The organism is Sphingobacterium sp. R2 (genome assembly GCF_040760075.1).
Classification (GTDB): Bacteria; Bacteroidota; Bacteroidia; order Sphingobacteriales; family Sphingobacteriaceae; genus Sphingobacterium.
This window is the reverse complement of sequence record NZ_CP142884.1, coordinates 3868466-3894841: the sequence shown is the minus strand read 5'-3', so window position 1 is coordinate 3894841 and position 26376 is coordinate 3868466. Positions and strand designations below refer to the sequence as shown.

The following is a 26376-nucleotide window of genomic DNA, read 5'->3' as shown; positions in this document are numbered from 1 at the left end:
TTTATACGATTGGAATATTGATCGTGATTGTGCATCCATCACCAGAGCTTTGGGAGGTAAAATGAGGTATACGCTCGCCTGAGTCGTTCTTTGCATAGAGTGCCAGTCTTTCATCTATTATTTTTATAGCCAATGGATCATGTTTGTTTTTTTGTTTTCCTGTTTGAGAAGCCTCCATTCCAATTCCATTATCTTTGATAACACAAATCAATACCTGCTCCATTGATTTTTTTGTAAATGTTATAACTAAGTTTCCTTTCCGATGTGACAAAGGTTTTAGCCCGTGTTCGATCGCATTTTCCACCAAAGGTTGTATGAGCAGGGGTGGTATTTTTTCGTCCATATTGATGTCGTTTGCAAATTCGATGCTATAATCAAACGAATGGTTAAGCCTCAGTTGTTGCAGTTCAATGTAACTTTTCAAGTTTGCGCTCTCCTCTTGCAAGGTTACTGATTCTTTTCTGGAATGATACAAGGTCTCTCTGGTTAGCCGTGCAAATTTATTAAGATAGGTGAGCGCTTTTGTACGGTCATCTTTCAGGATAATGCTCTGAATATTCGCAAGGCAATTAAAAATAAAATGAGGGTCCATCTGAGACTGAAGAAACCGTCGTTCCAGCGAAAGCTTCGCCAATAGGTTTTCAAGACTGTCCTTTTCCAGCAGGTTGAGCTTGAGTTGATCATTTATTTGCTGCTGCTTCAAGTTATCCGCTTGCTTCTGGTAAAATCGCTTTCTATAGTAAAAAGAAATGAAAATAAAAATAACAATAACCAGCAGGATCAGGGAAATTACATAGCCCAGATTCTTATTTTTTTCCTGAAGCAATTTTTCATTCTCTAACTGCTTTATTTTACGAATTTTTTCAGCCGATTCAAATTTTATTTCCGCAAGCTGTAAATTCCGCTGCATGGTTTCGTCGTAGGTAAGGCGATTATATTTGCTAAAGGACTGGTCATAACGATAATAAGAAGAATAATCTTTTTCGCTAGCGGCGACTTCCTTGAGGCTGGCATAAAACTGGGCTAATATTTCATGGTCTTTATACGGTAGCCGAAGCTGGTAAGCAATTCCGTCCAGAAACATTTTCTTTGCTCTGCTATATTCCCCCTGATACAATAAATATTTTCCACGCAATCCGAGACTGTTTCGGTAAGTAACCTTCACATTGTATTTTTTGCTTATGGCAATGGCCGTATCCAATTGCCGTGTAAATAACATGCCATCCATCAGCTTTGGCCGTCGTATCAACAGTGCCGCAAGATTAAGATGAGAAATAGCAATGTTACTCTTACTCGGTATCCTATTGTTGTTCACAGAAGCGTAGTCTGCAGTCTGCTTTAAAAATTGTACAGAGTTCTCCCATAAGGAAATGTTATCTGCGTGTTTATCTGTCAACCCTGTCAGGTAAGAGCCCATTGCCAATCGGGCGTGTAGTATGCTTTCAGCATTTGAAGATTGTTGCGCATGTTTCATCGCTTCGCGCACATATTTTTCGACCCGATCATCCGAACTTAAGGAAAAGCTATAAGAAATATCGGCGCATATCTGAGCGCATAGCGCATAATTTTTATGCTTTTCAAAAAGTGTATTGGCTTGAAGCTGGTAATTCAGCGCGGCTGTATTTTCATCGAAATAGGACTTGAGGTTTCCCATAACCATATACGCGTAAGCCTTTGCCCGCTCATCATTTGTTTGTGAGGAAATTTTGTAGGCTTGCTCGGCATAGTTATTAAATTCCTTTGGGCTATTCAGTCTTCGATAAGTTAATGCCAAAAAGGCAAGACAGATTGCTTCATCTTTTTTAGAATTTGATTTCCTGGCCAATAAGAGCGCGTTATTGAGCATTTGTTTCGCTTTCGCACTATCCGTAAATCTGTACGAGTATCCCTGGGATGCCAATGATTCAATTTTTGAGTCCTGGGCTTTCAGTGAAGCGGTGAATACCATCAACGGAATTAATATTGCATGGAAAAAATAGCGTTTGGTGAAATGTAGGTGATCCATAAAATGCTGCAATATTTTTTTTCAAATATAGCTATTAAATCATTGGGTTAGTTTTTCGTATAGGGGCTAAAATCTACCAAACAACAAGTAAAAACGTCCAGATACAAATTACCCCTTGGAATCGATCGCTTTAAAATAGTAATATTGATCTGCTTAACTGACAAAAACACATCAGCGAAATAAACGTAAACGGCGTAAAACTTGATTAACATGGAAAATACAATTAAAAATTTTAAGAAAGAGGGTAACCGTTATATACTTAAACGGCAGTATGGATTCGGTATATTGATTGTCGCTGGTCTAACAGTTTTGGCCTGGTTCGGATACACATCTAATAATGGAGCAATGATGTGGATTTTTGGAATCTTCGCGGCACTATGTTTTTTATCCATTTATACAGAGCGCATGGTGATTGACTTAGATGCGAAAGCTTTGTATATCAAAAGAGGTTTAAAAGCAGAGACATGCATTCCCTTTTCAGATATTGCCCATTATCAGATGAGTAGGTTGATCTACATTTTTATACCCGTCAACACATCACTCAATGTATGCTATTTTTCAAAAGGTGAAGAGAAATTCGCCATTGTTGCACAGGGACTGTCAAAACGTGGTATGCAGGATATTTTAAATGATATTGAAGAAATAACACGTCCTTATGTCAGAAATTAGCATGTATAAAATCGTTGACAGTGGTAAATTATTTAGTTTTACGCCCAATCGCCAAAGCGTTAAACTATCCGTTTGGACACTTGTTGTTGTTTTATCACTGGTTTTACTATCCATTATCTTTTTTCATGATATCAACCGGGGAATGGCCATTCTGCTTGTTGTGCTCGGTCCATATCTCATTCTACACAGCTTTTATGATATTTTCATACGCGCCGAAATCTGCTACATTTTTGACCAAGAAGACCGAATTGTATATAGGAAAAAGCCGTTATTTCCTACAAAAAAGATTATGGCGTTTGAAGAAATGGTCATTTTCACCAGCGCCACCGGAAGCTACTGGCACTATGCCATTGGGGCAAAAAACAACCATCTGGTAAAAAGTTACAGGATCAGTGAAGACTTTAAGGAGGGAAGAAAAAAATCCGCAAATGAATCAGCATACGAGATTGCTATTTTAGCAAAGCTCTATGAAATGCGACAGTTGCCCGTAGGTTGAGATCGAATCATACGGTGGTCAGTTTCTATGAATTTAACAACAATTAGACAAAATAATGAAAGATACACTTCATCAGCACGCATTAAAAGCACTTGCCGAAGGCAATTATGCTCTGGCAGCGAAATTTTGGCTGGACGGATATGCTCTTCCTCATGATTTGGATGAACTTCATGAATTATTTTACCATATCGATAACCTCAATGAGGCAAGCGTTGACCCTAATTTATGTGCCATATTGGGTCTTATAGCACTCGACTATAATGAAATATTTGAATCCAACAGAGAAAAAGCTTTAGAAAAATGCTTAGACTGGGCTAATGGTGGGCTTAAAATTGATCCTCACCATTACCACTGTTGCCGGAATGCTGGTTCTGCGTTGTACTGGCTTGAAGACTGGGACGGTGCTTTGCAATATTACCAAAGATCCTGTCAATTACGGTCGTCTCCGGTATTAGAGATCCGCATCTTCCGAATAATCAATAGACACAGTGACTATCCAGATTTTTCACAACTTCGTCCTTCTGTGGATTCGCAATCGGCTATGGAATTATACAATGCTGGGGTTGAAATCGATTATGTTCTCAAGCAATATGCGGGAATGTCGGAAGTCGAGCACCCACGGCTCACCGAACTAAAAATAGAGTTCTACACCCAAGCCTATCAACTTTTTAGAGACGTAGTTTTGACCGAGCAGACAAACAGTCTTAATTACGCCCCGCATACCTTCGCCATGTGCTGTAATAATCTTGCGCGGGAGTTCAATTTCAAAGAGGCATATCAAGATGCTGTCACCATTGTCAACGAGGGCATAACACAAAGTAAATTTATGGTGATTCTTCTCAATAGAATGTACATTTATATGTGCGCTGGTATGCCCAAAAATGCCATTATGGATGGTGAAGAGCTTTTGCAAGAATATGTTGAAGAAATGGACTTTATCACCTTAATTAGCACTATTGATGGAATATGTCTCAGCCACTCAGATATGGGTCAATATAAAGAAATGCTGTACTGGGCCGACCAAGGTCTTGAATACTATCAATCGGTAAATCCAAGTGACCCGATCCTTCAAGACGAGGAAATTGTACGCTGTGTGACCAATTTTTACATATCGAAATCCAAAGCTGCGTCAATGCTTGGCTTAGATGTTGATAATTCGGCGGATTCCGAACAGGCTGACTCCTTACTGGAAAATATGCCTGACAATCCGAGTTTGATGATAAGCAGAGGAGAATCGTTTTTAAGGGATAAACAATGGGTAAAGGCTTTGGAATGTTACAATCAGGCAGTACATTTCGGGCTGGAAAAAGGAATGGCAAGATCTGTTCAAGTTGCATTGTACAATCGGGGATATGTTTTAGAGGTGCATATGAAAGATAGTGAGTCAGCTCTTGAAAGTTTTGAGCAGAGCATTGGGCATGGCAACACAGATTTTTGGTGTTATTACTGGGCCGTACACAGTGCATACCACCTGACAGAAAATGAAAAAACTGTGCATTACGGTACATTGGCAATCTCCATGCTGCCGGAACAGAAAGAAATTACAGATGACATCGCGGCAGAACTATATGAACATATCGGTACTTCGCTGATTGATATCGGACATTACACAGATGCAGTGAAAAATCTTGAAATTTCACTTGGACTTTGCTATAATCGTATCGCAGAAGATAACTTAAAAATCGCACGGGCAAACGCCAAAGAGCCCGGTTTTTTTAGAAAGTTTTTCGGACAATAGCAAAATTTCAATTTTATAAATTTACTATCGGCGTATGGAGAATACAATCATCAGGAAAATAAAAAAATCGGACAACGATGCGCTTTCAAATCTGATCAAAGCTGTTTTTGAAGAGCACAACGCACCAAAAGAAGGGACTGTTTATTCCGATCCTACCACTTCAGATTTATATGCACTTTTTAGCAAAGAAAGCGCTGTGCTCTGGGTAGGTGTGGTAGATGGCATAGTAGCGGGCTGTTGCGGGATTTATCCCACTGCTGGATTGCCGCCGTACTGCGCAGAGCTCGTTAAATTTTACCTCAATCCAGCGTTCAGGGGGATTGGGCTTGGTAAAGCGTTAATGAATAAAAGTATCGAAAGCGCAAAGCGTCTAGGCTACGATAAAATCTATCTTGAGAGCTTTCCCGAGTTTTCAAATGCGATAAAAATGTATCAAAACATGGGCTTCAGATTACTTCAAAAGCCATTAGGGAATTCTGGACATCATGCTTGTTCAATTTGGATGCTTCGTAGTGAAGGACCTACGAGTAATTAGGATTTATAAGTAATCAGCCAAGGGCTTAGGTATGGTAATTGTTAGAAAACAATTTGTAAGTATCTTTAAAAACCATTTTCGTTTGTATGGCTTTAAAAAAAATCAGCATAGTTTCGTTTGCAGTTCTATCGTTTGTATTGCTTTGTGGATGTACGAAGAATAAACAGGCCATTCAATTGAAAAAAACTATGGACGACAAGGAGGATCAGATAACTTCTATGTTGATTGGCGAAAAAGGTATGGAATCTGCTAAACTGAATTATTTGATCAAACGTGAGTATGACAGCGCCTTATTAATAATCGATCAACAGGAAACAGCCTTCAACGTTATTCTTAAAGATTTGAAAAATGTAAATGTTGAGGGTATAAAAAAAGGTAAAGAGTTCCAGCAGGCTGAGATACATTACTATACGGCGCTTAGAAATCTATATCTCTTCTCGAAAAAAGAAGTTGAGCAGCAAAAAAAAATAGAGCAGGAAAAAAACGAAAATAAATTTAGCATTGCCATTGATGAAAGATACAAACTCGCTTTGGATAAACAGCGTTTATATCAATTCGTTTACGAAGCGGATGATAAAAGGAATCGTATGAAGAAGCAATTTGAAGTTGAAAACAGTCTTTGATAAATCACATTTTTTCCTGCGATTCTAAGCAATACGATTAATCATTAATAAAGGAGTTTATTTAATCTGCGCAACGTTAAAAAAATAGTTATCATCCTCCCTGGGATCTTTATATCCACAAAATTCATCGACCTTATCTAAGCTAAATAAATAGCCAAAATTCGGCTCAGGAAATGCCTTTTCAACGTTGCGTCTATAGCCCTCGATCTTAACAGTGTATTTTCCGGAAGGGTACCGAAACTTGAAACCCTGATAAAGCTTGTTGCCATCCAAAGTTTCATAGGAAATGCTTTCCGCTTCGAAACTCTCCTTAGCAAGATCGGAGAGAAGACCTATACTGGCAATCCAAAAGCTATCATATACATTTAGGTTGAAACCATCTTCTTCTAAAGTCTTTTCCCATTCATCCCCAAAAACTTCGCCAAGGTTTGAAGTCTTAATTTGGTATTTGATTGAATCAACAGGTAGAATTGGAATCCAAACTCCTTTGGCTAGTGAATCGAGATATAAAGATTGATTTTCTTGAAAAATTTTTAAGAGCTTTTTGCTCCTAATTTTATTTTCCTTTAAAAATGTGCTAACAGCATTCTCGGAAAATAATGCTATACCATAACTTGAAACCGTAATTACCTTTTCTTTCATTGTTTATATAAAAAATCTAAACTTCCTGAAGCCTTCCCGCTTTTTAAACATTGAATAAAGATAAAGATATGCATTAAGAAACTCAAGATTATTCGAAAGTATATTAGTACAATGCTGGTACAGAGAAGTTATTCAAACATTGCTTTAAGGATCGGCGTCATGGATTGATCTGTACTGCCTGTATTTACGGAAGTTGTACCGTGTCAAATGATCCAAACTTCCCTAGATTTGTTTAAAAATTTTAGGAATACAATGGATATACTTACCAAATTTGCACTTGCAACAGACGAAACCGTAGATATGCTACTGGACTTAATACATGAACTGGCCTCGGAAAAATTCAGTTCCATGGTCGATCAGATGTCTGTAAAGCTTTACATGGATAAATATTACGACAGAAAGTACTTTATCAGTGAAATGAACAGTATGTCCAACCAGTGGCTAATCGTATATGTCGATGAGAAAGCAGTGGGTTACGCAAAAGTTACTTCCAGAGGCAATGTGCCACAATCACTTAAAGACATGCGTGCGATACGGATCGGCGATTTTTCGGTGCTCAAAAAATTCACGCATCCGGAAGTTCTTGAATCACTATTTCATAAATGTCAATCATTATGTAACTATGTAGATGCTATCTGGGTCAATGAATATGTTGGAAATCCCATGATCGAATTCTTTGAAAGCAAGGGGTTTCAAAAAGAGGATGGTCCATGGGAACACGACGAAATCGCTCTGCCATCGGTCTGTCTGATCCACATTAACGGGCACAAGGAAGGAAAAAACTGCTGATGATAGCGGCAGTAATCGTTGACATGGACGATCTGTTGATCAATTCAGAGACTTTTTGAAGAATCGCAGAAAGGGAAGTCGCTGTAGCTATAAGTCTATCAGCGGCCTTTCTTTTTTGTCAGTGGGCGTTCCTCCCACCAAAGTATGCCTGTCTCTATAACTCCAATGCCTGCCCAAACCGCATAAGACGTACCGAGTGGTAATTCATTAGTGCTAGAGGGCTAAAAAATATACAGTACAGATACTATTATAACAGCTGTCCAACAATCCTAATTGCTTCAATCCGTTTTGGAGAGAAAGTGTCAGCAATAACTACCCTGAAATACTTGTTAAAAGTATCCGAAAAAGAAAAGGTGTATCCTGGTGTAAATCTCACTCCAATTTTTTCACATTGATCATAAAAGTAACTCATATCGATTTCCTCCGGCATTTTTACCCATAGATTATACCCACCCGTAGGTGTTGCGATATATGTGTTTTCGGGAAAATATTTGGAAATCAGATTGATTGCTAAATGTGCATTCTTGGCCAATTGCATTCTGAAAGCCCTAACATGCCGGTCATAGCTACTACCACTAAGCAATCGACTGACCGTTTCTTGATACAATGGAGATACTGTACTTCCCAAAGTAAATTTTACCTGCTCGGCGCGCTCAACAAATTTTCCAGCGCTTAGCCATCCAAGCCTTATTCCCGGAGCAAGTGTTTTTGCGTATGATGCATAAGTTAAAACCAATCCACTATCATCAAAGCTTTTAATTGTGGTGGGTCTATGTCCCTGAAAATGCAGGTCACCATATATATCGTTCTCGATAACTGCCACATTGTGGAACCTGGCGATTGTCAGCAGCATTAATTTTTGTTCATCACTCAGTAATACTCCAGTAGGATTATGGAAGTTGGGTGTGACGATGACCGCTTTAACAGTATTTTTTTCGCAAGCCTTTTTAAACAGATCTGTGTCAAAACCATTTTTTCGATCAACAGGAATTTCGATTACCCTCAGTTTTAGAACCCTGATAACTTCCAATACCGAAAACACACAAGGGCTTTCTACCGCGATTACGTCCCCTGTATCACAAGTAGAAGCCAGAGCGATATACAATGCCTGCAACGCGCCATCAGTAATGATCAGTTCGTGAGGATTAAAGATTGTTTGGTAACCGGCAGCACGCTCAATGATAGCCTCTTTTAGCGCAGGCGAGCCATTCGAGGGATAATAGCGTAGTATCCCAGCTCCCTGATCCCGAATCACCTGCTGCATCGTACGAAGCAACGATTTTTGAGGAATCAATAAATCACCGGGAGCCGCCACGTTGAACTCAGATATTTTCCTTCCCATTCGCAGCGAAGTCGTGAGCGCAAGATTATTTTTAAAGATAGCGTCTCTAACCACAGGAAGGTGTCTGGTTTTTACAGACTCGTGTTTTGTTTCTGGTCTGTTACTGACATAATATCCCGATTTTGGTATACTTTCTACTAAACCGCTTATGATAAGATGTTCGTAACCATCCTGTACAGTACTGATACTAATATGATATTGTTCTTTAATCTCTCGCACGGAAGGCAATTTATGGCCCGGCTTGAAAAGCCCTTCCTTGATGTTTTTTTCTATAATGGTAGTGAATACCTCGAATTTATACGACTTCATCTGTATTGGTAGTTTTTATTGAAACTGTATCTGTATTACAAATTTAATACTTTTAATTTTGAGAAAACTAACAAAATGGCATTAAACTATAATATCAATATACCCCAGGACTTACGAAATCTACCCACGACTTCATTAACTGACTTCTGTGAAGATCTACGGTCTTTCCTCATCGACCATATTTCATTAAATGGAGGTCATTTTAGTTCAAGCCTTGGCGTTGTAGAGCTTACCGTGGCGCTGCATTATGTATTTAATACGCCGACGGATAAAATTGTTTGGGACGTAGGGCATCAGGCCTACCCACATAAGCTGATCACGGGAAGAAGAGGCATTTTCCATACCAATAGAATGGAGGGAGGGATCAGCGGTTTTCCATCGAGAGAAGAAAGCGAATTTGACGCTTTTGGGACTGGACATTCCTCAACATCTATTTCTGCGATTTTGGGTATGGCCTGCGCCGCTAGGTATCGCAATGAAAATGACCGTCAACATATCGCTGTAATAGGGGATGGAGCTATGACAGCGGGATTGGCCTTTGAAGGATTGAACAATGTCGGATTTGAAAAAGCCAATATGCTGATCATATTAAACGACAATAATATGTCAATCGATGCCAATACGGGGGCATTACAACATTATCTTACGGGCTTAACCGCAGGAAAACAGTATAATATGCTGAAATCACATATTAAAAAATTGTTGTTACTCATTAGTCAAAATTATGATTGGCCGCTTACGAAGATCAGGAAGCTTGAAAAAATAATCAAATCCGGTATTTTAGATTATAGCAATCTTTTTGAAGCTTTAAATATTAGGTATTTTGGACCTGTAAATGGACACGATATTCAAAAGCTGACTAGCCTATTAGAAAAGCTGAAGTATATACGTGGTCCCAAAATATTGCATTGTGTCACTGTCAAAGGCAAAGGATATCTGCCGGCATTGACAGATCAGGCGAACTGGCACGCGACGGGTAAGTTCGATAAGCAGACAGGGGAAAGATTACAGGACATAAAGCAGCATAATATGAAAACTTTTCAGGCGGTATTCTGTGAAACATTAGTCAAGCTCGCCCGAAAAAACAAACGTATTATTGCCATAACCCCCGCTATGATGTCCGGAAGTGCGCTTACCACAATGAAGAAGGAAATGCCTGATCGCGTTTTTGACGTAGGGATCGCAGAGCAACATGCCGTTACTTTTTCCGCTGGTCTGGCCGCAGACGGATTAATACCGTTCTGCACGATATATTCTACTTTTTTACAGCGAGCCTACGATCAAGTTATCCATGACGCTGCACTCCAAAAGTTGAATATTATTTTCTGCATCGACAGGGCAGGAGTTGTTGGTCCCGACGGGCCAACTCATCATGGTGCTTTTGATATATCTTTTCTTCGGTGTGTACCCAATATTATAGGCGCTTCGCCAATTAATCTGGAAGATTTCAGAAATCTTCTGTACACTGCTCAAGAAAAAGAGGAAGAAGGCCCTTTTGCTATCCGTTACCCTAAGGGAAATGGTATAAGTACTGATACTGATTCTTCCTTTAGGAAATTGGAAATAGGAAAAGGACAGAAGATGAGAGATGGTGATGACATCGCAATACTTTCTCTTGGTCCTATCGGACAATATGCAATAGCGGTATGCGAGGAGCTTGCCCTTGACCATATAGAAATAGCACATTATGATCTAAGGTTCTTCAAACCGCTGGATGAAGATATATTACATCAAGTATTCCAAAAGTTTTCAGTTGTCGTTACAATAGAAGACGGCTGTATTGTCGGAGGTGTGGGGAGCGGCGTAATGGAGTTTATGGTCGAGCACGGTTATTCATCTGTCATAAAGCGCCTTGGTCTGCCAGATACCTTTGCCTCGCAAGGCACGCAACAGCAAATCCATGAAAAGTATGGGTATGGCAAAAAATCGATCCTAGCGCATATCAGGAAATTACATCACAACTTTATGATGAGCAAAAACAAGCAATGATATCAATCATTTATCAAGCGCCTATTTTTTCTGATAAAGTTATTGTAAATATCCTTTTGTAAGCAGTTCTTTATTACAAACTGTACTAGTTAATCAGTCAGTTTCTGTAATGCTATAGTCATGTCATTCTTTATTTTATTTGCGATGTAAAATATATTTTTCAAAAATGAATACAGATAAAGTAATTCAGGACACACTTTCTCAAATAAAAAAAGCAAGGCCGACAATGACCTTAGTGGTAATTTTATCGCTGGGGACTTTTATAGTTTTCTTTCAGGGATTTATGGTAGCACCGATCTTACCTCAGCTTTCTTCACTCTTCGGTGTGTCTGTTCGTTATGTAAGTTTTATCGAGCCTGCATATTTGTTAAGCTATGGACTATCTACTCTAATATACGCGCCTTTGTCAGATAAATATGGGCGATTTCCCATAATTATATTTTCCATGATCGGCTTTATATTGGTGACAGGTTTTACAGGTTTTGTGAACACTATCGATCAAATGATCATTCTGAGGTTGTTGACCGGTATAATAGCAGGAGGGGTAGCTCCTACAACGATTGGTTGGATAGGAGATCAATTTCCTTATGAAAAGAGGGGGCATGCACTAGGTGTTTTTTTTGGATTTATGGCCGCTGGTACAGCTTTTGGTTCGAGCTCGGGAGCGTTGTTGACTGCATTTGTTGGATGGCAGATGTTATTTTGGATTGTTGCTTTGGTTGGTTTATTGATTTTTGTCGTTTTGCTGATCAATCATAAAAATTTTGTTCAGGACCAATCTGAAAAAGAGTTCAGCTTGACGAATACGATTAAGAATTACAAGAATATTATTCTACTGCCAAGAGGTTGGCGAACTTACATGTTTGTACTTTTTAATTCTATGTTTCATAGTGGAGTATTTGCGTGGACGGGGTATTTCTTTTTCAAGAACTATCATTTAAATGAAGAAGGTGTGGGATTGGCGTTGCTAGGGTATGGCATACCAGGATTGTTGTTTGGACCTTTTATAGGTAAGCTCGCTGATAAATATGGGCGTAATCGAATAATTCCCATAGGTATCTGCGTGGGTGCGCTGTCGGCTTATTTGTTGGGGATGAACTATACATTGACATTATCATGTATTTTTATAGCAACGCTATCGCTAGGGTTTGATATGACACATCCGCTATTTGCGGGAATTATTACAACCCTTTCTAAACAGAAAGGCGTCGCCATTGGATTGTTTGCTTTTGTAATGTTTATGGGATACGGATTGGGTAGTTTAGGTTTCAGTCTTATAGTGAACATTGGATTGAACACTAGTTTTAAGTTATTTGGACTTATTGCAGGTATTGGAGCTGTTATGTCTATGTTGGCTTTTAAAAATGAAAAGTAATTTTTTTTAACAAATCGTAACTTAGTCTTAAAGACTATCGGTTTGCGAGAGATTGGCACCATCTTTTATATCGGTAAATCACCGTGACTTTTATAGTAAATATATCATCTGCCGCAGGTTGGGTTGTCTGGAAAGTTTGCTTACTGCGCAGCAAGCTATTCTACTGTCTCCGAATTCGTAATCGACGGGGCATTACCGCAGAGTAAAATCTATGAAGGAAATCTTAAAGATAGGTATTTAAAAAGCACATGCTATAAATGATGAGTATTTAGCTGTATTTAAAAGTTTTAAGGTTCTTTCACTCTAGCCGGCTGTTTTGAAGACAGTCGGCTTTTTTATATAAACTAATCATTATAATTTCAAGCATCTTTTAATTAAATGACCTTCGGAAACTCAATGGCGAAAGTTTCGTCTTTGTCTTGAAAAGTTTGCTGAAAGACTGAGGATGCTCAAATCCCAATTCATAAGCGATTTCAGTTACGGAAAGATTGGTGGTGGATAACCTCTCTTTTGCTTTTTCGATCAATTTCTGATGTATGTGCTCCTGAGCATTTTTGCCAGTGAGCTGTTTCAGCAGACCGCTCAGATAATCAGGAGAAACATTCATGGCATCGGCGACGGTTTTTACCGAAAGAAGTCCACGGTCAGGCCGCTCGTCATCTGAGAAAAAAGAATTCAGAAAGTTTTCTACTTTGGTAAGCATTTGATGGCTGCTGATTTTTCTTGTAATGAACTGCCGGTTGTAAAAGCGCTCACAGAATTTGAGCAACAATTCGATCTGAGCGACGATGATGCCCTGAGAGTAGCGATCAATATTCGCATGATATTCCTCTCTGATATTCTCCATAATATTAAGGATGGTTTGTTCTTCCTTACTATAAAGGAACAGTGCTTCATGAATCGAATAATCGAAAAAGGAGTAATCTTTAATATTTTTAGATAAAGGATGTCCCCCAAAAAAATCAGGATGGACCTGCAATAGATAACCGCTGCCCTCGCTGCACTTGCTGCCAGATGAATCCGGACTTCTTTCTATCCTGAAAACCTGGCCTGGTGCAATAAAGAACATCAATCCTTCATCAAAATCATAAATTTGCTGACCATAGTAGAGCTTTGTCCCGACATCTCGCTTTAAAGCAATCGAATAAAAATCCATGACAATATTCACCTCACCGATGTTTTCGGGAAGCTGCAACTGCGAATATTCAACCAGGCTTATTAGCGGATGCGCAGGTTTGGGAAGCCCCCTCAAGCGGTGGTATTCCGTAATCGATTTTATTCTTACAATTTTCATATATGCAAATTTAAAATATATGGAGAGTTGGCGGTTTTACTCTTACCTATCTAAATAGTGATGCCTGTAATGACTACACCATTTAAATATCCTTGATTCGGTTATCAAAGATTTGATCCTCCCGAGATCTCGATACGCTGTGCAGTGATATAACAGGCAGCATCGCTGCATAAAAAAGCCACAACGCCACCGATATCTTCCGGAAGCCCGACTCTTCCCAATGCTGTCTGAGAGGCCAGATGCTTATTCATCTCTGTATTATCACGAACAGCGCCCCCCATAATATCGGTCTCAATCGGTCCTGGTGCAATGACATTGGCTCTGATGTCTCTGCTTCCTAATTCTTTGGCCTGAAATTTTGTCAACGTTTCCATAGCACTTTTAAACGCGGCATAAACTGCAAAACCGGGGGTGGTAAAACGCGTAATACCGGAAGAGACATTTACAATACCTCCGAAGTTATTGATTTGAGGAAGCAGTTTTTGGGTAAGGAAAAACGGCCCTTTAAAGTGTACATTTTCCATTTCTATAAATTCCTCTTCAGTTACATTTTCATACTCAGCATGAAGCATAAAACCGGCGTTATTGATAAGAAAGTCAAACTTGTCCGTGTCGAAATGGGACTGCAATTCAGCTGTCAGATTTTCCACAAATACATCAAAACCAGAAGATTTTGAAACATCAAGCTTCATCGCAATTCCCTGGCGCCCTAAGTCCTTAATTTGTTTTACTACTTCATCGGCAGCTTCTTTTTGATTGTTGTAGGTAAAAATGATATCTAGCCCATTCTTCGCAAGACTGAGCACCATGTCTTTTCCCAAACCCCGGCTTCCACCTGTTACGACTGCAATTTTGTTTTTTGATAACATACGTATTTTTTTTGTTTTAATATCACGCAAAATTAGAATAATAGTTCAATGATGATTTAGCCAAAAGCCGGACTGATTGTAGCCAAAAGCCGTATAATAATAGTTCATCGGCAATTTTTCCGATGATAAGCATTTCGAATATAATTATAAGATGAATGCTTTAGATAGGTCTATCTGAGTTGTTCGTTTTGTTGTTCCCAACTCTTTTCTAATCTAGATTGTCCTATCTTTCCAGAGTTTTGATAATTTGATACGGACTCATTCTGGGAGCATGTCATCATTTCGTCTGTCAATTGTCAAACTATGAGAACCATCTCACAATTTCAAATCAAAACCACAAATTTGTAGAAGAATAATTAATAGAAAAGGCTTCTCAATGATTAAATATTCAGTTCTGGATCTGGCAACTGTCGTACAGGGTGACCAGCCAAGCGATACTTTTAAGAAAAGTGCTGATCTTGCACGTGAAGTTGAACAGCTAGGGTACACTCGTTTCTGGCTGGCCGAGCATCACAATGTGGCTAATGTAGCAAGTTCAGCAACAGCAGTTCTGATCGGGCATATTGCAGGTGTTACAAACCGGATTCAAGTAGGGTCGGGGGGGCATCATGTTGCCAAACCATGCTCCCTTGATCGTAGCAGAACAATTCGGTACATTGAGTTCACTCTATCCAGGCCGCATCGACCTAGGTGTGGGACGGGCGCCAGGCACGGATCTATTGACAATGCTGGCCATCCGCGGTGAGAATTTCAGGGTGGAGCCAGATTTTCCCGGAGACATTAGGCGCCTGCAGCTTTTCTTTTCTGCTGAAAACAGTACCAGCCCGGTAAGAGCCATTCCCGGAGAAGGACTCGATTTACCGATCTGGGTTCTGGGATCAAGTCCCGAAAGTGCTTTATTAGCCGCTGAGATGGGATTGCCTTATGCCTTCGCCAGTCATTTTGCACCGAGGCATCTTAAGACTGCGATACCTTTATACCGACAGCACTTCAAGCCGTCGGCCCAATTGCGTGAACCTTATGCTTTGGCATGTGTAAATGTGATAGCTGCTGATTCTTACGCAGAGGCCCACCGATTGTTTACTTCCCTACAACAATTGTTTCTGGGAATCGTTTCCGGGAACCATAAACCACTTCAGCCGCCCCTTGATGACATGAATGAGGTGTGGAGCAATTCCGAAAAACTCTCTGCCCAACAGATGCTCACTTATTCGTTCGTCGGCAGTCCTAAAACGCTGCAGTCGTCCCTTTCGTCGTTTCTGCAGGAGGCAGGTGTCAATGAGATCATGGCGACTTCCCCAATCTTTGCGCACGATGCCAGGTTAAATTCGTATCGCCTGTTTGCAGAAACCATACAAGCAATAAATGGATCGGTAAAAGGAAGCAAGATCTAAGGTAAAGTCGGTGAGCCATGGCCGGTATTTAATACACTGCTTAAATTAGTCAAACTTTTTAAGGAGAGTACAATCGGATTTTTTTTCTTAAATTTTCTCATTTGCATCCAAAGTTGAAAACAGGCAAGGTAAAATGAGATCAAAAACTAAAATTTACCGCAAATTCTTTTGCAAATTCCTCCAGTTTTATCACTCCGCTTACAACTGAACCATGCTCGATAAAATCTTGCTGCAAAACTCCTTTTCTTATACCCAATCCCATTTCTGTATAGAGTTCGGCTACCTCCTGTGGAAGTCCCCCTGCAGCATTCCATTTAATGATTCTTCATCCTGAAATTGGACCCAGGGCAGGGCAGGCATTCAATATCTTGTCCCGCCGCTGCTAATTGCTGACTAAGGGGGCGACCAACATTTCCTAAAGACCCTGTTATTATAATTTTCATAACAAAACATTTTTTATTTATCGAAACAAAGGTATATTTGCGCTTACTTATATACAAGTACTTACCCTAAAGTGTGTATCATGACAGCTATTAAGACAACATCCACCATTCAGCAGAATAAGCAATATGCGCTTGATAACTGTCCCGTAAGTTATGTCATGGAAAAAATCGGAGGATATTGGAAACCGATTATATTATATCATCTTTCAAATGGGGAAAAACGTTATAGCGAGTTGAAGCGGGCAATACCGGCAATAACCGAGAAGATGCTAATTCAACATTTAAAGCAAATGGAGCATGATGGTCTGGTAATCCGCAGGGCTAAACCTATAGTGCCGCCACACGTTTCATATATCCTTAGCGAATCGGGTGAAGCTTTAATACCTGTTATTGATGCGATGGCAAAATGGGCACTTAAAGAAATGGAAAAGTAATATATTTTACTATTTTAAACTTTTGGTCGTTTAGCCTCCGTAAATGAGACACGTTGTCCATTTTAAATAAAAAAAGCCAGCAATACGGTGGCTTTTTTCGCTTTGGGGAAAGTAAGAGATTCGAACCTTATAGGTCAAAGCCGCTTCCAGTGCGTATTTTATAGTGCTAAAAACAAAAAATGCCACGAATAGCGATTATTCGTGGCATTTGTATCATTTGGCGGAAAGGGAGGGATTCGAACCCTCGATACAGTCATCCCGTATACAGTCTTTCCAGGACTGCTCATTCGACCACTCTGACACCTTTCCGTGTTTCAGTGCACAAATGTAGCAAATTTTTAAGTTATTGCAATATTATTCGTACTATTTACCAACGGATTTATTATAGGCTATTGACACTAAGCGTATTGTTTTTATTTTTTTTGGAATAAAACTTATTGCTTAATTTTCGGGATGACAAATAATTATTTCGACATCAAACGTGAACTTCTCAATATAGCCCTAAAACGCACCAACGATCGTATTTCAATGATAGCATCTGCTTTGGAGACAGCCAGGGATTCGAGTACCGACGACACCAAAAGTAGCGCTGGAGACAAATATGAAACATCACGTGAAATGATTCAACAGGATATTAATCGCTACCAAAAGCAACTTCTCGAAGCGAATAAAGATTTACAGCAACTCCTCCATATAGAATCTGTATTGAATAGTGAGACCGACGTTGCTCGAGTAGGGACTCTCGTTCAAACCAATGTTGCCCTTTATTTTATTGCTACAAGTATTGGAGCAGTGAAAATAGGAGATAGTAATATTTTCGTCATCTCGCCGCTAGCGCCCATCGGACAGCTACTTATCGGAAAGAAGATAGGAGATAGTTTTGTATTTAACAACATCGACCAAAAGGTGGACGCAATTTATTAGGTATCCAAAAAGCTGAAAAATTAAACAATAGTGCGCTTCATCTGTTCTAATAAAGTACAGATATGACGAATGACATGAAACTAAATAAATTACTTTTAACCCTTTCAGTTGGTGCCTTATCCTTCATTCACGCTTGTAGATCGCCCGAATCGGACGAAAAACTAAAATCAACAATCCAGGCGGCCTTAGAAACTACGCCTGGTATCGAGGTAAATGTTGAAGAAGGAAATGTTACCCTGGATGGACAGATAGGTTCCGACTCGCTTAAACAGAACATAGAAGACAAAACGAAAATGGCAGGTGGAGAGAATATAAAATCCATCCATAACAATATCGTGGTAAACCTACCGGAACCTGAAGATGCGCGTGAAAAATATCATGAAATTATTGGTGGGGCGGTTGATTCTACTTTGACAAGAGACGTCAACTTAGTTCTGGAAGATTTTCCGACAATCACAGCGCAAGTGAAAGAGGGAATTATTGTAGCAACCGGTAACCTTGAAAAATCGAAAATAGATACACTGAAGAAACGATTGGAACATATCAAACCCAAAGGCATCGATATGAAAGGTGTGATTAGCCGTTAAGATTTAAAAAGATAAAGCTCCCCATCTAGCAATAGGGAGCTTTATCTTTTGTTCATATGTTTATTGTGCAACGAAGTTAAACATTTTCGATCAAATCGCGTATCGCGACCGATGCAATTGCACCACCAAATGCAGCAGGCAGATACGACATGGTACCATAAGCTGATTTTTTAAAATTACTCCCATCGGTGTATAGCAAAGAATCCTTATTTGGCAACTCGGTTGAGAAGGCCACTTTAACGCCATCCCGAATACCATGTTTGCGCAATTTCTTACGGATATGCTGGGCCAATTTACAATTATAGGATTTACCGATATCGGCAATTTTTATTTTAGTGGGATCCACTTTACCACCTGCACCCATTGAGCTGACAAAAGGGATGTTCGCTTCCAACGCTCTCCGAATAAAGAATAGCTTCGGCGTAATACTATCAATAGCTTCCACACAGTAGTCTGGTGCCAGTTCTAATAATGCAGGTATCTTTTCCGGGATGATAAAATCCTGTATCACCGTCAGATCCAATTCAGGATTGATCGCTAACAATCGTTGACGCATAATTTCCGCTTTCGCTTCGCCATGATTGGTCGCTAAGGCTGGAAGTTGTCTATTACGGTTGGATGGATCAACTGTGTCGCCATCAATAATGGTCATCTTCCCCACACCTGCCCGGCATATAAATTCCGCAGCAAATGATCCTACACCGCCTAAACCCAAAATCATCACATGTGAATTCGCTAATTTCTCGACCGCCGCTCTACCAATCAGCGCTTCGGTACGTGACAGCCAACTTAAATCTTTCATCTATTTAATCTGTTTTATATCATCATGATGCCCGCGTATCTTTTGTCCAAAAGGAATATCCAAAGTAAGCGGGTTCATCTATTAAATACTTTTTTGTAATTGTGGTACAAAATCTCTTTTAATTCATCCAATTCAATTGATCTAACTTGTGCCACATAGCGATAAATTGCCTCAATTTCTACGGTCGTATCGGTATCGGTTTCTAAAAATAAATGCCGCAGTGGGACATCTAGCAAAACCTTATCCTGGCTTCCGTTTAAACAATGTTTGCCAATCGATAAATAATAACCTTGATCTACCAATTGCTCCGCCAAGGTCTCGTTTTTACGGTAGCCATGAAAAATAACAGGACCTTTGAAATTTGCGCTCTTTAAACATGCTACAACCTCTTGAAAAGCGCGCACACAGTGTATAATCAATGGTTTCTGATATCTCTTGGCTATGGAAACCTGCTGATCAAAAAGCACTTGCTGTTCGTTGAGAGAAATGCTTATAGTTTTGTCCATACCGCATTCACCTATAGCTAAAACCTGCGACAGGCCTAAAGCATTCACCATCAACTCTAATTCGCGTTGTGCATCCCCATCCATATACCAGGGGTGTAGACCGATTGAACAATCCGCCTGAGTAATACGCTCGGAATGGTTCAATGCGATATTCTTTATAGAATAAACCGCATCCGCTTCGACGGGATAATCCCGATGCGTATGAATATCGATATAGGGAATCTGTGTTGCCAACGGCACAAAGGTCGAAAAAATACTTGAAGCAAAAAATATTCTCTACAAAATTAGTATAGTTTTATTCCTTCAAGCTAGCACCTAATGCCTTCAGTATCGCAGACGCCTTCAAAAGGCATTCTTGATATTCCTGTTCCGCAACGGCCTGGTTGGTCACCGCTCCACCAGTATGAAATGAGAGGTATTGTGTCTGTGCGTTGTAAAGCAATGAACGAATAACGACGTTGAAATCGAATTCATCGCGAACAGTATCAAAGTAACCGATAGATCCTGCATAAATACCGCGCTTTCGAGCTTCAACTTGATCACATATCTGCATCGCAGCGATTTTAGGAGCTCCCGTCATCGAGCCTGCTGGAAAGGTATTCCGAAAGACATCCACATTAGCGACCTGTGGCGACTGTATGCAGGTAATGGTCGAAATCATCTGATGCACCTGCTCAAAAGACTGGATTTCAAAAAGCCGCGTAGCTTCAACTGTTCCAGGCAACGCACTTCGCGTCAGATCATTGCGAACCAAGTCGACGATCATGACATTTTCGGCAATCTCTTTCTTGGACCTCAACATATCCGCTATAATCTGCTGGTCTTCTTGCGGATTTGCTCCCCGTTTTGCCGTCCCTTTAATGGGTTGTGAAATCAGCTTTCCGAGTCGCTTCGCTAAAAATCGCTCTGGCGAAGCACTTATGATAAAATGATGGCCAACTTTAAAAAATGCACTGAATGGGGTAGGCGATATGGTATTCAATCGATGATAAAGTTCAACAGGAGAAACATCAGCATTTTCAGCAAAAAATTCCTGACAAAGATTTACTTCATAGATGTCCCCACGCTGAATATGTGCCTGAACAGCTGCGAAAGCGTCCATATATGCGCTTTTCGTCCAGCGCGATCTTACCTCCAACGCCATTGGAAATACCTCAGGAATCTGTGTATCAGAAATAGCTTGGTAAATTTCAAGAGGATTCTCTGCCTCTATATGTACCTGCTCAGCAGTCCATCGAAGCGTAATAGCGGGCACAAAAAAATAAGCTTCTGGAAACTCGAGCTGATCCGTCCCAGTGGTCTGTAATGGTTCAACCTCATTCTTAAGGTCGTAAGAAAGAAAGCCAGGTATAAATTCAGATCGATGTAACTTCAAAAAAGCATCGAGCCCGTCAAATACATTTTGATTGGCACGGAACGAAAACAACGCCTTGACGGCTAATATTTGCTCAAATTTGCCCCATTCATCGGACATCCCATTACTATTAAAGAAAGAAATTTCATCAAATTGCCCCGACCAGTGCAGGGCTTTTTGATGAAATTTATCTTTAGAATCGAGAAGATCAAAACTTTCGATCCGCATAGTTTATTTTGACAAAGCTAACGTTTGTTTACGATCAGGACCTACCGATAGGATTGTAATAGGCACTTCAAGAGCTTTCTCTAAATAAGAAATATAATTTTTTAATGCTTCAGGGATTTCTCCTTCAGCTGTTATGCCTGTCAAATCTTGTTTCCAGCCCTCAATTTCTTCTAAAATAGGCTCCGCCTGATGTGTGATAATTTCATAAGGCATATAATCAATCACTTCACCGTTATATTTATAGTGCGTACAAGCGTAGATTTTGTCGAAAGTATCCAACACATCGGCCTTCATCATAATCAAGTCTGTAACGCCATTCAACATAATCGCATACTTTAAAGCTGGAATATCAATCCAACCCGTACGACGGGCACGGCCTGTAGTCGCTCCGAATTCATGCCCCAGTTGACGTAACTTTTCACCCGTCTCGTCGTGAAGTTCAGTAGGGAAGGGACCGCCACCCACACGAGTAGCGTAGGCTTTAAAGATACCATATACTTTACCAATTTTATTTGGCGCAATACCAAGTCCTGTACACGCTCCAGCTGTAGTGGTATTGGACGAAGTAACGAACGGGTAAGAACCAAAATCAACGTCTAATAACGTACCTTGTGCTCCCTCGGCCAATACACGTTTACCTTCTTTCAAATATTGATTCACCAAATGTTCTGAATCTACATGTGGGATAGACTTAATGAATTCGATAGCATCTAAAAACGCTTGCTCTTTTTCACTAAAATCAGGTATATCACCATAATGTGAAAGAATATTCAGATGCTTTTCTTTCAGCTTTTGGTAACGCTCTTGAAAATCAGGAAGTGTCGTATCACCTACACGTAAACCATTTCTACCGGTTTTATCCATGTAAGTTGGACCAATACCTTTTAGCGTAGATCCAATTTTTCCTGCACCCATATTTGATTCTGAGGCAGCATCCAATAATTGGTGTGTCGGCAGAATAAGGTGTGCTTTGCGCGCTAGTACCAAATTGCCTTTACCCACCGGATCAAAACCAGCTGTCTTTAAATTGTCTAACTCTCTTTTTAAGATAATCGGATCGATAACGACACCATTACCTATAAGATTTAGTGTACCTTCATTGAAGATACCAGATGGAATTGTGTTGAGTACGAATTTCTTGTTATCGAATTCCAACGTGTGTCCGGCGTTAGGGCCGCCTTGGAAACGAGCGATCAAATCGTATTTTGGACAAAATACGTCTACGATTTTACCTTTACCCTCGTCACCCCATTGTAAGCCCAAAAGCACATCAACTTGCATAGCTTTTAAAGTATAGTAATTAAATGTTATTAATAAAAATAGACTCTATTTAAAAATAAAATGTTCAGGAATTTTTCTCCTGAACATTCCTGAACAAATGTACTATTATATTTAAGAAAATATAAGATTAATTTGAAATAGCTGTGTGCACTACAGCCTCCTCTTTCTTGTTTTTAAGTTGACAGTCTTGACACACACCATACAAATTGAGCGAGTGGTGCTTAATGTCAAATTTTAAAAGATCTCCCATCAGGCTCTGAATTTGGTTGATACGGGGATCACAAAACTCCACAACCTTATTGCACTCAATGCAGATCACGTGATCGTGCTGTTTAAAACCATAAGATTTTTCAAATTGCGCCATGTTCCTGCCAAACTGGTGTTTTGTAACCAGGTCGCAAGACACCAAAAGTTCTAGGGTATTATAAACTGTAGCACGACTGACACGGTATTTTTTGTTCTTCATATGAATATACAAAGACTCTACATCAAAGTGATCGGTACGTGAATAAATCTCTTCCAAGATCGCATAGCGCTCTGGTGTTTTTCTTAGATTTTTGTTTTCTAAGTAGGCCTCAAAGATTTTTTTTACAGTTGCAAAATTTTCAGCTTGATTCATAGTAAAAATATTCTTGTACAAATTTACCAATTAGGATTGATATTTCCGCTATTAAAAATAGGGGTAAGGTAAGTGCTTTAAAGCGATTTTACATCCAAATGCTAAACCTAGCTTTCCGATTCATAGCGATTAACACCCGTTATTCCTCTAACCTGCTTCAAATTTCTCATTAAACTTTCAAGTTGAGCAGTATCATTCACATAAACCATAATATTACCATCAAAAATACCGTCATTACTTGAAATTGACAGCGATCGGATATTGACCGTAAATTCTTGGGAAATCACAGTTGTTAGCTTATTTACCAAACCAACATCATCGATACCAACAATATGTAAACCCGTCAAAAATGCAGAATCTTTTGTGGAGGCCCATCGCGCTTTTAAAATTCGATAACCATAATTTGCCATCAATTTTGAAGCATTGGGACAGCTCGTACGGTGAATTTTTATACCGTCATTGACCGTTAAAAAACCAAAAATATCATCGCCGGGAATTGGATTACAACAGGGGGCCAACGTATAGTCCACCTTTTGCATATCATCACCAATCAAAATCGTATCGAATTCCTTCTTATTGATCTTTTCGACCAATCCGCCAATATGGGTGTTAAATTGGTTGCCAGAAGAGTTATTTATATTGACTTCGGCGGCCTTTTCGTGGGCAACATACTCTCGTAATTGCCTCATATCGACTATTCCCTTGGCAACATTGTAGAACAGATCTTGTGAACTGGGATACTTTAGAAAATTAGCAATTTTGTTGATATTGTCCGTGTTGTAAGTTACTTTAAGTGATTTTAACTTACGCTCCAAAATCTCTTTTCCGTCCTCGGCAACTCGCCGCTTTTCTTCTTTTAAGGAAGACCTAATTTTCGATTTGGCTTTTGCAGTGACAACAAAGTTTAACCAATCTTCCTTAGGAGACTGTTTGCTCGATGTAATAATCTCGACCTGATCCCCATTTTGTAAAATATGACTCAAGGGGACCAGTTTGTGGTTTACTTTAGCGCCAATACAGCTTGCCCCAATATCGGAGTGAATTTCAAATGCAAAATCCAAAGCCGTGGCATTGTTGGGCAGTTGTATCAGTGTCCCTTTCGGGGTGAAGATAAAAATCTCATCCGAGAACAGGTTCATTTTAAAATCATCCACAAAATCCATGGCATTCTGATCCGGACTGCTTAAGACATCGCGCACCTTTTTGATCCATTGATCCAATCCAGAATCAGAATTTGATTCTTTGTACTTCCAATGCGCAGCAAACCCTTTTTCAGCAATCTCATTCATGCGTTTGGTACGAATCTGGACTTCCACCCACTGCCCTCTGGGCCCCATTACTGTCGTATGCAACGATTCATACCCATTTCCTTTCGGCGAGGAAATCCAATCCCTAAGCCGGTCGGGGTTAGGACGATACAAATCTGTGACGATGGAGTACACTTTCCAACACTCGGTCTTTTCCTTCTCATCCACGGCATCGATCACAATCCGTATCGCAAAAAGGTCATAAACTTCTTCAAATGGAATCGACTTTTTCCGCATCTTATTCCATATGGAATGAATTGATTTGGGGCGACCAAATACCGAAGCTTTGATTCCCTGTTCCTGCAATATCTCCTTGATGGGATCGATAAAATCACCTATAAATCGCTCACGCTCCGCTTTTTTCTCATTCAGTTTTCGTGCGATAAATTTATAAGTATCCGGATCGGTATATTTCATTGAGAGATCTTCCAATTCCGATTTTATGGCATAAAGTCCCAGACGATGGGCAAGAGGTGCATACAGGTAACTGGTCTCCGATGCAATCTTCAACTGCTTATCCCGAGCCATAAATTCCATCGTGCGCATATTGTGCAACCTATCTGCCAATTTGATCAGAATGACACGGACATCGTCTGCAAGCGTGAGCAACATTTTCCGAAAATTCTCCGCCTGCATGGAACTATTTGGATCAAAAATTCCCGAAATTTTAGTCAGTCCATCGATAATGCGACGAACTTTTTTACCAAACATTTCTTCAATTTCATCCAATGTTACATTGGTATCTTCAACTACATCGTGGAGCAACGCACATACAATAGATGTTGTCCCTAAACCGATCTCTTCGGCAGCAATCTGGGCAACAGCAATTGGATGAAAGATATAAGGCTCTCCTGATTTGCGTCGCATTTCCTTATGACTATCCAATGCCAAGTCAAATGCCTTGCGAATCTCCTGCTTATCCCCACGCTGTAAAGTTGGCTTACAGGCGCGTAACAATGCACGGTAACGTTTCCTTATCTCTTTGTTTTCTGCTTCAATATCAATCACATAATCTTTCATAAACGTTGCAGGTAAATGATGTTTTTTGAGTAAATTTGTGTAATTTAGTTAATGTATTCTTGAACACTATTTTTCAAGCTAACTTATTTTGTAATAAATCTACCAAAATATTATAGCATTGACAAATTAAAAAGCGTTATATAATTGCCCAGATGAAGACAATTTTGTTTTGTTTGCTTTTTCTAACAGGGACTTTGTCCAGCCGGGCACAGTCGCAATCGCTTACGCTCCCCCTTTATGGAGAAGGAGCGCAGGAGACCGTAAACAGCTATATGACGACAACATTGCCAACGGGTGAAATACTACCGTGGTTTCCTATACCAACGGTCACCGTGATCGCCAAAAGGACTTGGTCAAGTGAAGAAGCGCGCAGGGAATACCTCCGCTTTAGAAGAAATGTCCTGAAGGTTCTACCTTATGCAATCTATGCGCAAAAAAGATATGATCAACTCGATAGAGAACTTGCTTTGACAGCGGACAAAAAAGAACAAAAAGCCCTAGTGGAGAAGTGTGAAAACGATGTCAAACAGATGTTTGATCGAGAAATCAAAAATATGACGATTTCTCAAGGCAAAATACTTATTAAATTGATCGATCGGTATACCGGACATACCGGTTACGAAATGGTAAAGGAAATGAAAGGCGGCATTTCGGCATTTTTCTACCAGGGAGTGGCGAAAATATTTGGCCACAACCTAAAGTCGACGTATGACCCCAAAGAGGATTTTGCCATTGAAAATATTATAAGGGAATTCGAAAAATCGAGACCTCAGCCTGTTATGTAACCCAGTAAAAGAAAACC

General features: G+C 39.8%; 25 protein-coding genes, 1 tRNA gene and 1 pseudogene. 14 read left to right on the top strand and 13 right to left on the bottom strand.

From position 1 onward, the window contains the following. Window position 1 precedes the first annotated feature (1 nt). On the bottom strand, window positions 2–2005 hold the full coding sequence (locus tag VXM68_RS16195) for a sensor histidine kinase (protein WP_367209361.1): 2004 nt from the start codon (window positions 2003–2005) through the stop codon (window positions 2–4). A gap of 210 nt (window positions 2006–2215) precedes the next feature. Here VXM68_RS16195 and VXM68_RS16190 point away from each other — a divergent pair, with 210 nt between their 5' ends. The 5 genes from VXM68_RS16190 (at window position 2216) to VXM68_RS16170 (ending at window position 6066) form a co-directional block, all read left to right on the top strand. Beyond that, complete coding sequence (locus tag VXM68_RS16190) at window positions 2216–2674, top strand: hypothetical protein (protein ID WP_293957451.1); 459 nt, start codon at window positions 2216–2218, stop codon at window positions 2672–2674. Continuing rightward, entirely contained in the window at window positions 2661–3170 is a 510-nt protein-coding gene (locus VXM68_RS16185; protein WP_312329525.1) for a hypothetical protein, read from the top strand. Before VXM68_RS16190 ends, VXM68_RS16185 begins: the two co-directional genes overlap by 14 nt. A gap of 55 nt (window positions 3171–3225) precedes the next feature. Further along, window positions 3226–4908, top strand: coding sequence for a hypothetical protein (locus VXM68_RS16180; RefSeq protein WP_367209360.1), 1683 nt, complete (start codon window positions 3226–3228; stop codon window positions 4906–4908). A gap of 34 nt (window positions 4909–4942) precedes the next feature. Continuing rightward, window positions 4943–5443, top strand: coding sequence for a GNAT family N-acetyltransferase (locus tag VXM68_RS16175; RefSeq protein ID WP_367209359.1), 501 nt, complete (start codon window positions 4943–4945; stop codon window positions 5441–5443). A gap of 86 nt (window positions 5444–5529) precedes the next feature. Continuing rightward, window positions 5530–6066 (top strand): hypothetical protein, encoded by a 537-nt coding sequence (locus VXM68_RS16170; RefSeq protein ID WP_293957446.1) that lies wholly within the window; start codon window positions 5530–5532, stop codon window positions 6064–6066. Window positions 6067–6123: 57 nt separating this feature from the next. On the opposite strand, the gene VXM68_RS16165 is transcribed toward VXM68_RS16170, so the two are convergent. Then, the gene (locus VXM68_RS16165) at window positions 6124–6708 is read right to left on the bottom strand and encodes a hypothetical protein (protein ID WP_367209358.1); all 585 of its coding nucleotides are present in this window, start codon (window positions 6706–6708) and stop codon (window positions 6124–6126) included. 252 nt (window positions 6709–6960) lie between these two features. Here VXM68_RS16165 and VXM68_RS16160 point away from each other — a divergent pair, with 252 nt between their 5' ends. After that, entirely contained in the window at window positions 6961–7497 is a 537-nt protein-coding gene (locus VXM68_RS16160) for an N-acetyltransferase (RefSeq protein WP_367209357.1), read from the top strand. 98 nt (window positions 7498–7595) lie between these two features. Here the strand turns inward: VXM68_RS16160 and VXM68_RS16155 are convergent. Both VXM68_RS16155 and VXM68_RS16150 read right to left on the bottom strand, forming a co-directional pair. Next, window positions 7596–7700: pseudogene (locus tag VXM68_RS16155) on the bottom strand (hypothetical protein); the annotation flags it as partial. 44 nt (window positions 7701–7744) lie between these two features. After that, complete coding sequence (locus VXM68_RS16150; RefSeq protein ID WP_367209356.1) at window positions 7745–9148, bottom strand: PLP-dependent aminotransferase family protein; 1404 nt, start codon at window positions 9146–9148, stop codon at window positions 7745–7747. A 75-nt stretch (window positions 9149–9223) separates the two neighbouring features. Here VXM68_RS16150 and dxs point away from each other — a divergent pair, with 75 nt between their 5' ends. Next, on the top strand, window positions 9224–11137 hold the full coding sequence (gene dxs / locus VXM68_RS16145; RefSeq protein WP_367209355.1) for a 1-deoxy-D-xylulose-5-phosphate synthase: 1914 nt from the start codon (window positions 9224–9226) through the stop codon (window positions 11135–11137). 166 nt (window positions 11138–11303) lie between these two features. Beyond that, window positions 11304–12512 (top strand): MFS transporter, encoded by a 1209-nt coding sequence (locus VXM68_RS16140; protein ID WP_367209354.1) that lies wholly within the window; start codon window positions 11304–11306, stop codon window positions 12510–12512. 370 nt (window positions 12513–12882) lie between these two features. On the opposite strand, the gene VXM68_RS16135 is transcribed toward VXM68_RS16140, so the two are convergent. Both VXM68_RS16135 and VXM68_RS16130 read right to left on the bottom strand, forming a co-directional pair. Beyond that, window positions 12883–13806 (bottom strand): helix-turn-helix domain-containing protein, encoded by a 924-nt coding sequence (locus VXM68_RS16135; protein WP_367209353.1) that lies wholly within the window; start codon window positions 13804–13806, stop codon window positions 12883–12885. Window positions 13807–13910: 104 nt separating this feature from the next. Beyond that, window positions 13911–14675: an SDR family NAD(P)-dependent oxidoreductase gene (locus tag VXM68_RS16130; RefSeq protein WP_367209352.1), complete on the bottom strand. Its 765-nt coding sequence runs from the start codon at window positions 14673–14675 to the stop codon at window positions 13911–13913. A 376-nt stretch (window positions 14676–15051) separates the two neighbouring features. On the opposite strand from VXM68_RS16130, the gene VXM68_RS16125 reads away from it, so the two are divergent. From VXM68_RS16125 to VXM68_RS16115, 3 genes are all read left to right on the top strand, one after another. Then, window positions 15052–15420 carry an LLM class flavin-dependent oxidoreductase gene (locus VXM68_RS16125; protein WP_367209350.1) on the top strand — a complete coding sequence of 123 codons (369 nt, stop codon included), beginning with the start codon at window positions 15052–15054 and terminating at the stop codon, window positions 15418–15420. Then, complete coding sequence (locus VXM68_RS16120; RefSeq protein WP_367209349.1) at window positions 15305–16069, top strand: MsnO8 family LLM class oxidoreductase; 765 nt, start codon at window positions 15305–15307, stop codon at window positions 16067–16069. Before VXM68_RS16125 ends, VXM68_RS16120 begins: the two co-directional genes overlap by 116 nt. A 523-nt stretch (window positions 16070–16592) precedes the next feature. Beyond that, a complete protein-coding gene (locus VXM68_RS16115; protein ID WP_293883455.1) occupies window positions 16593–16946 on the top strand; it encodes a helix-turn-helix domain-containing protein in 354 nt (117 codons plus the stop codon). Window positions 16947–17164: 218 nt separating this feature from the next. Here VXM68_RS16115 and VXM68_RS16110 read toward each other — a convergent pair. After that, window positions 17165–17255 (bottom strand) — tRNA-Ser (locus VXM68_RS16110). A 144-nt stretch (window positions 17256–17399) separates the two neighbouring features. On the opposite strand from VXM68_RS16110, the gene VXM68_RS16105 reads away from it, so the two are divergent. Next, the gene (locus VXM68_RS16105) at window positions 17400–17870 is read left to right on the top strand and encodes a hypothetical protein (RefSeq protein ID WP_367209348.1); all 471 of its coding nucleotides are present in this window, start codon (window positions 17400–17402) and stop codon (window positions 17868–17870) included. Between the two features lie 74 nt (window positions 17871–17944). Beyond that, the gene (locus tag VXM68_RS16100) at window positions 17945–18457 is read left to right on the top strand and encodes a BON domain-containing protein (RefSeq protein WP_294187788.1); all 513 of its coding nucleotides are present in this window, start codon (window positions 17945–17947) and stop codon (window positions 18455–18457) included. A 76-nt stretch (window positions 18458–18533) separates the two neighbouring features. On the opposite strand, the gene VXM68_RS16095 is transcribed toward VXM68_RS16100, so the two are convergent. From VXM68_RS16095 to VXM68_RS16070, 6 genes are all read right to left on the bottom strand, one after another. Continuing rightward, window positions 18534–19259 (bottom strand): tRNA threonylcarbamoyladenosine dehydratase, encoded by a 726-nt coding sequence (locus VXM68_RS16095; RefSeq protein WP_293957436.1) that lies wholly within the window; start codon window positions 19257–19259, stop codon window positions 18534–18536. A gap of 74 nt (window positions 19260–19333) precedes the next feature. After that, window positions 19334–19999, bottom strand: a complete 666-nt coding sequence (locus VXM68_RS16090; protein ID WP_293957434.1) for a TatD family hydrolase — start codon at window positions 19997–19999, stop codon at window positions 19334–19336. A 61-nt stretch (window positions 20000–20060) separates the two neighbouring features. Further along, entirely contained in the window at window positions 20061–21347 is a 1287-nt protein-coding gene (locus VXM68_RS16085; RefSeq protein WP_293957432.1) for an anthranilate synthase component I family protein, read from the bottom strand. 3 nt (window positions 21348–21350) lie between these two features. Beyond that, the gene (locus VXM68_RS16080; protein WP_293957430.1) at window positions 21351–22628 is read right to left on the bottom strand and encodes an adenylosuccinate synthase; all 1278 of its coding nucleotides are present in this window, start codon (window positions 22626–22628) and stop codon (window positions 21351–21353) included. A 127-nt stretch (window positions 22629–22755) separates the two neighbouring features. Next, on the bottom strand, window positions 22756–23247 hold the full coding sequence (locus VXM68_RS16075) for a Fur family transcriptional regulator (protein WP_209580691.1): 492 nt from the start codon (window positions 23245–23247) through the stop codon (window positions 22756–22758). Between the two features lie 107 nt (window positions 23248–23354). Next, window positions 23355–25574: a bifunctional (p)ppGpp synthetase/guanosine-3',5'-bis(diphosphate) 3'-pyrophosphohydrolase gene (locus VXM68_RS16070; RefSeq protein ID WP_293957427.1), complete on the bottom strand. Its 2220-nt coding sequence runs from the start codon at window positions 25572–25574 to the stop codon at window positions 23355–23357. Window positions 25575–25726: 152 nt separating this feature from the next. Between VXM68_RS16070 and VXM68_RS16065 the strand changes: the two genes are divergently transcribed. Continuing rightward, complete coding sequence (locus VXM68_RS16065; RefSeq protein ID WP_294350112.1) at window positions 25727–26359, top strand: DUF4294 domain-containing protein; 633 nt, start codon at window positions 25727–25729, stop codon at window positions 26357–26359. Window positions 26360–26376: the final 17 nt, after the last annotated feature.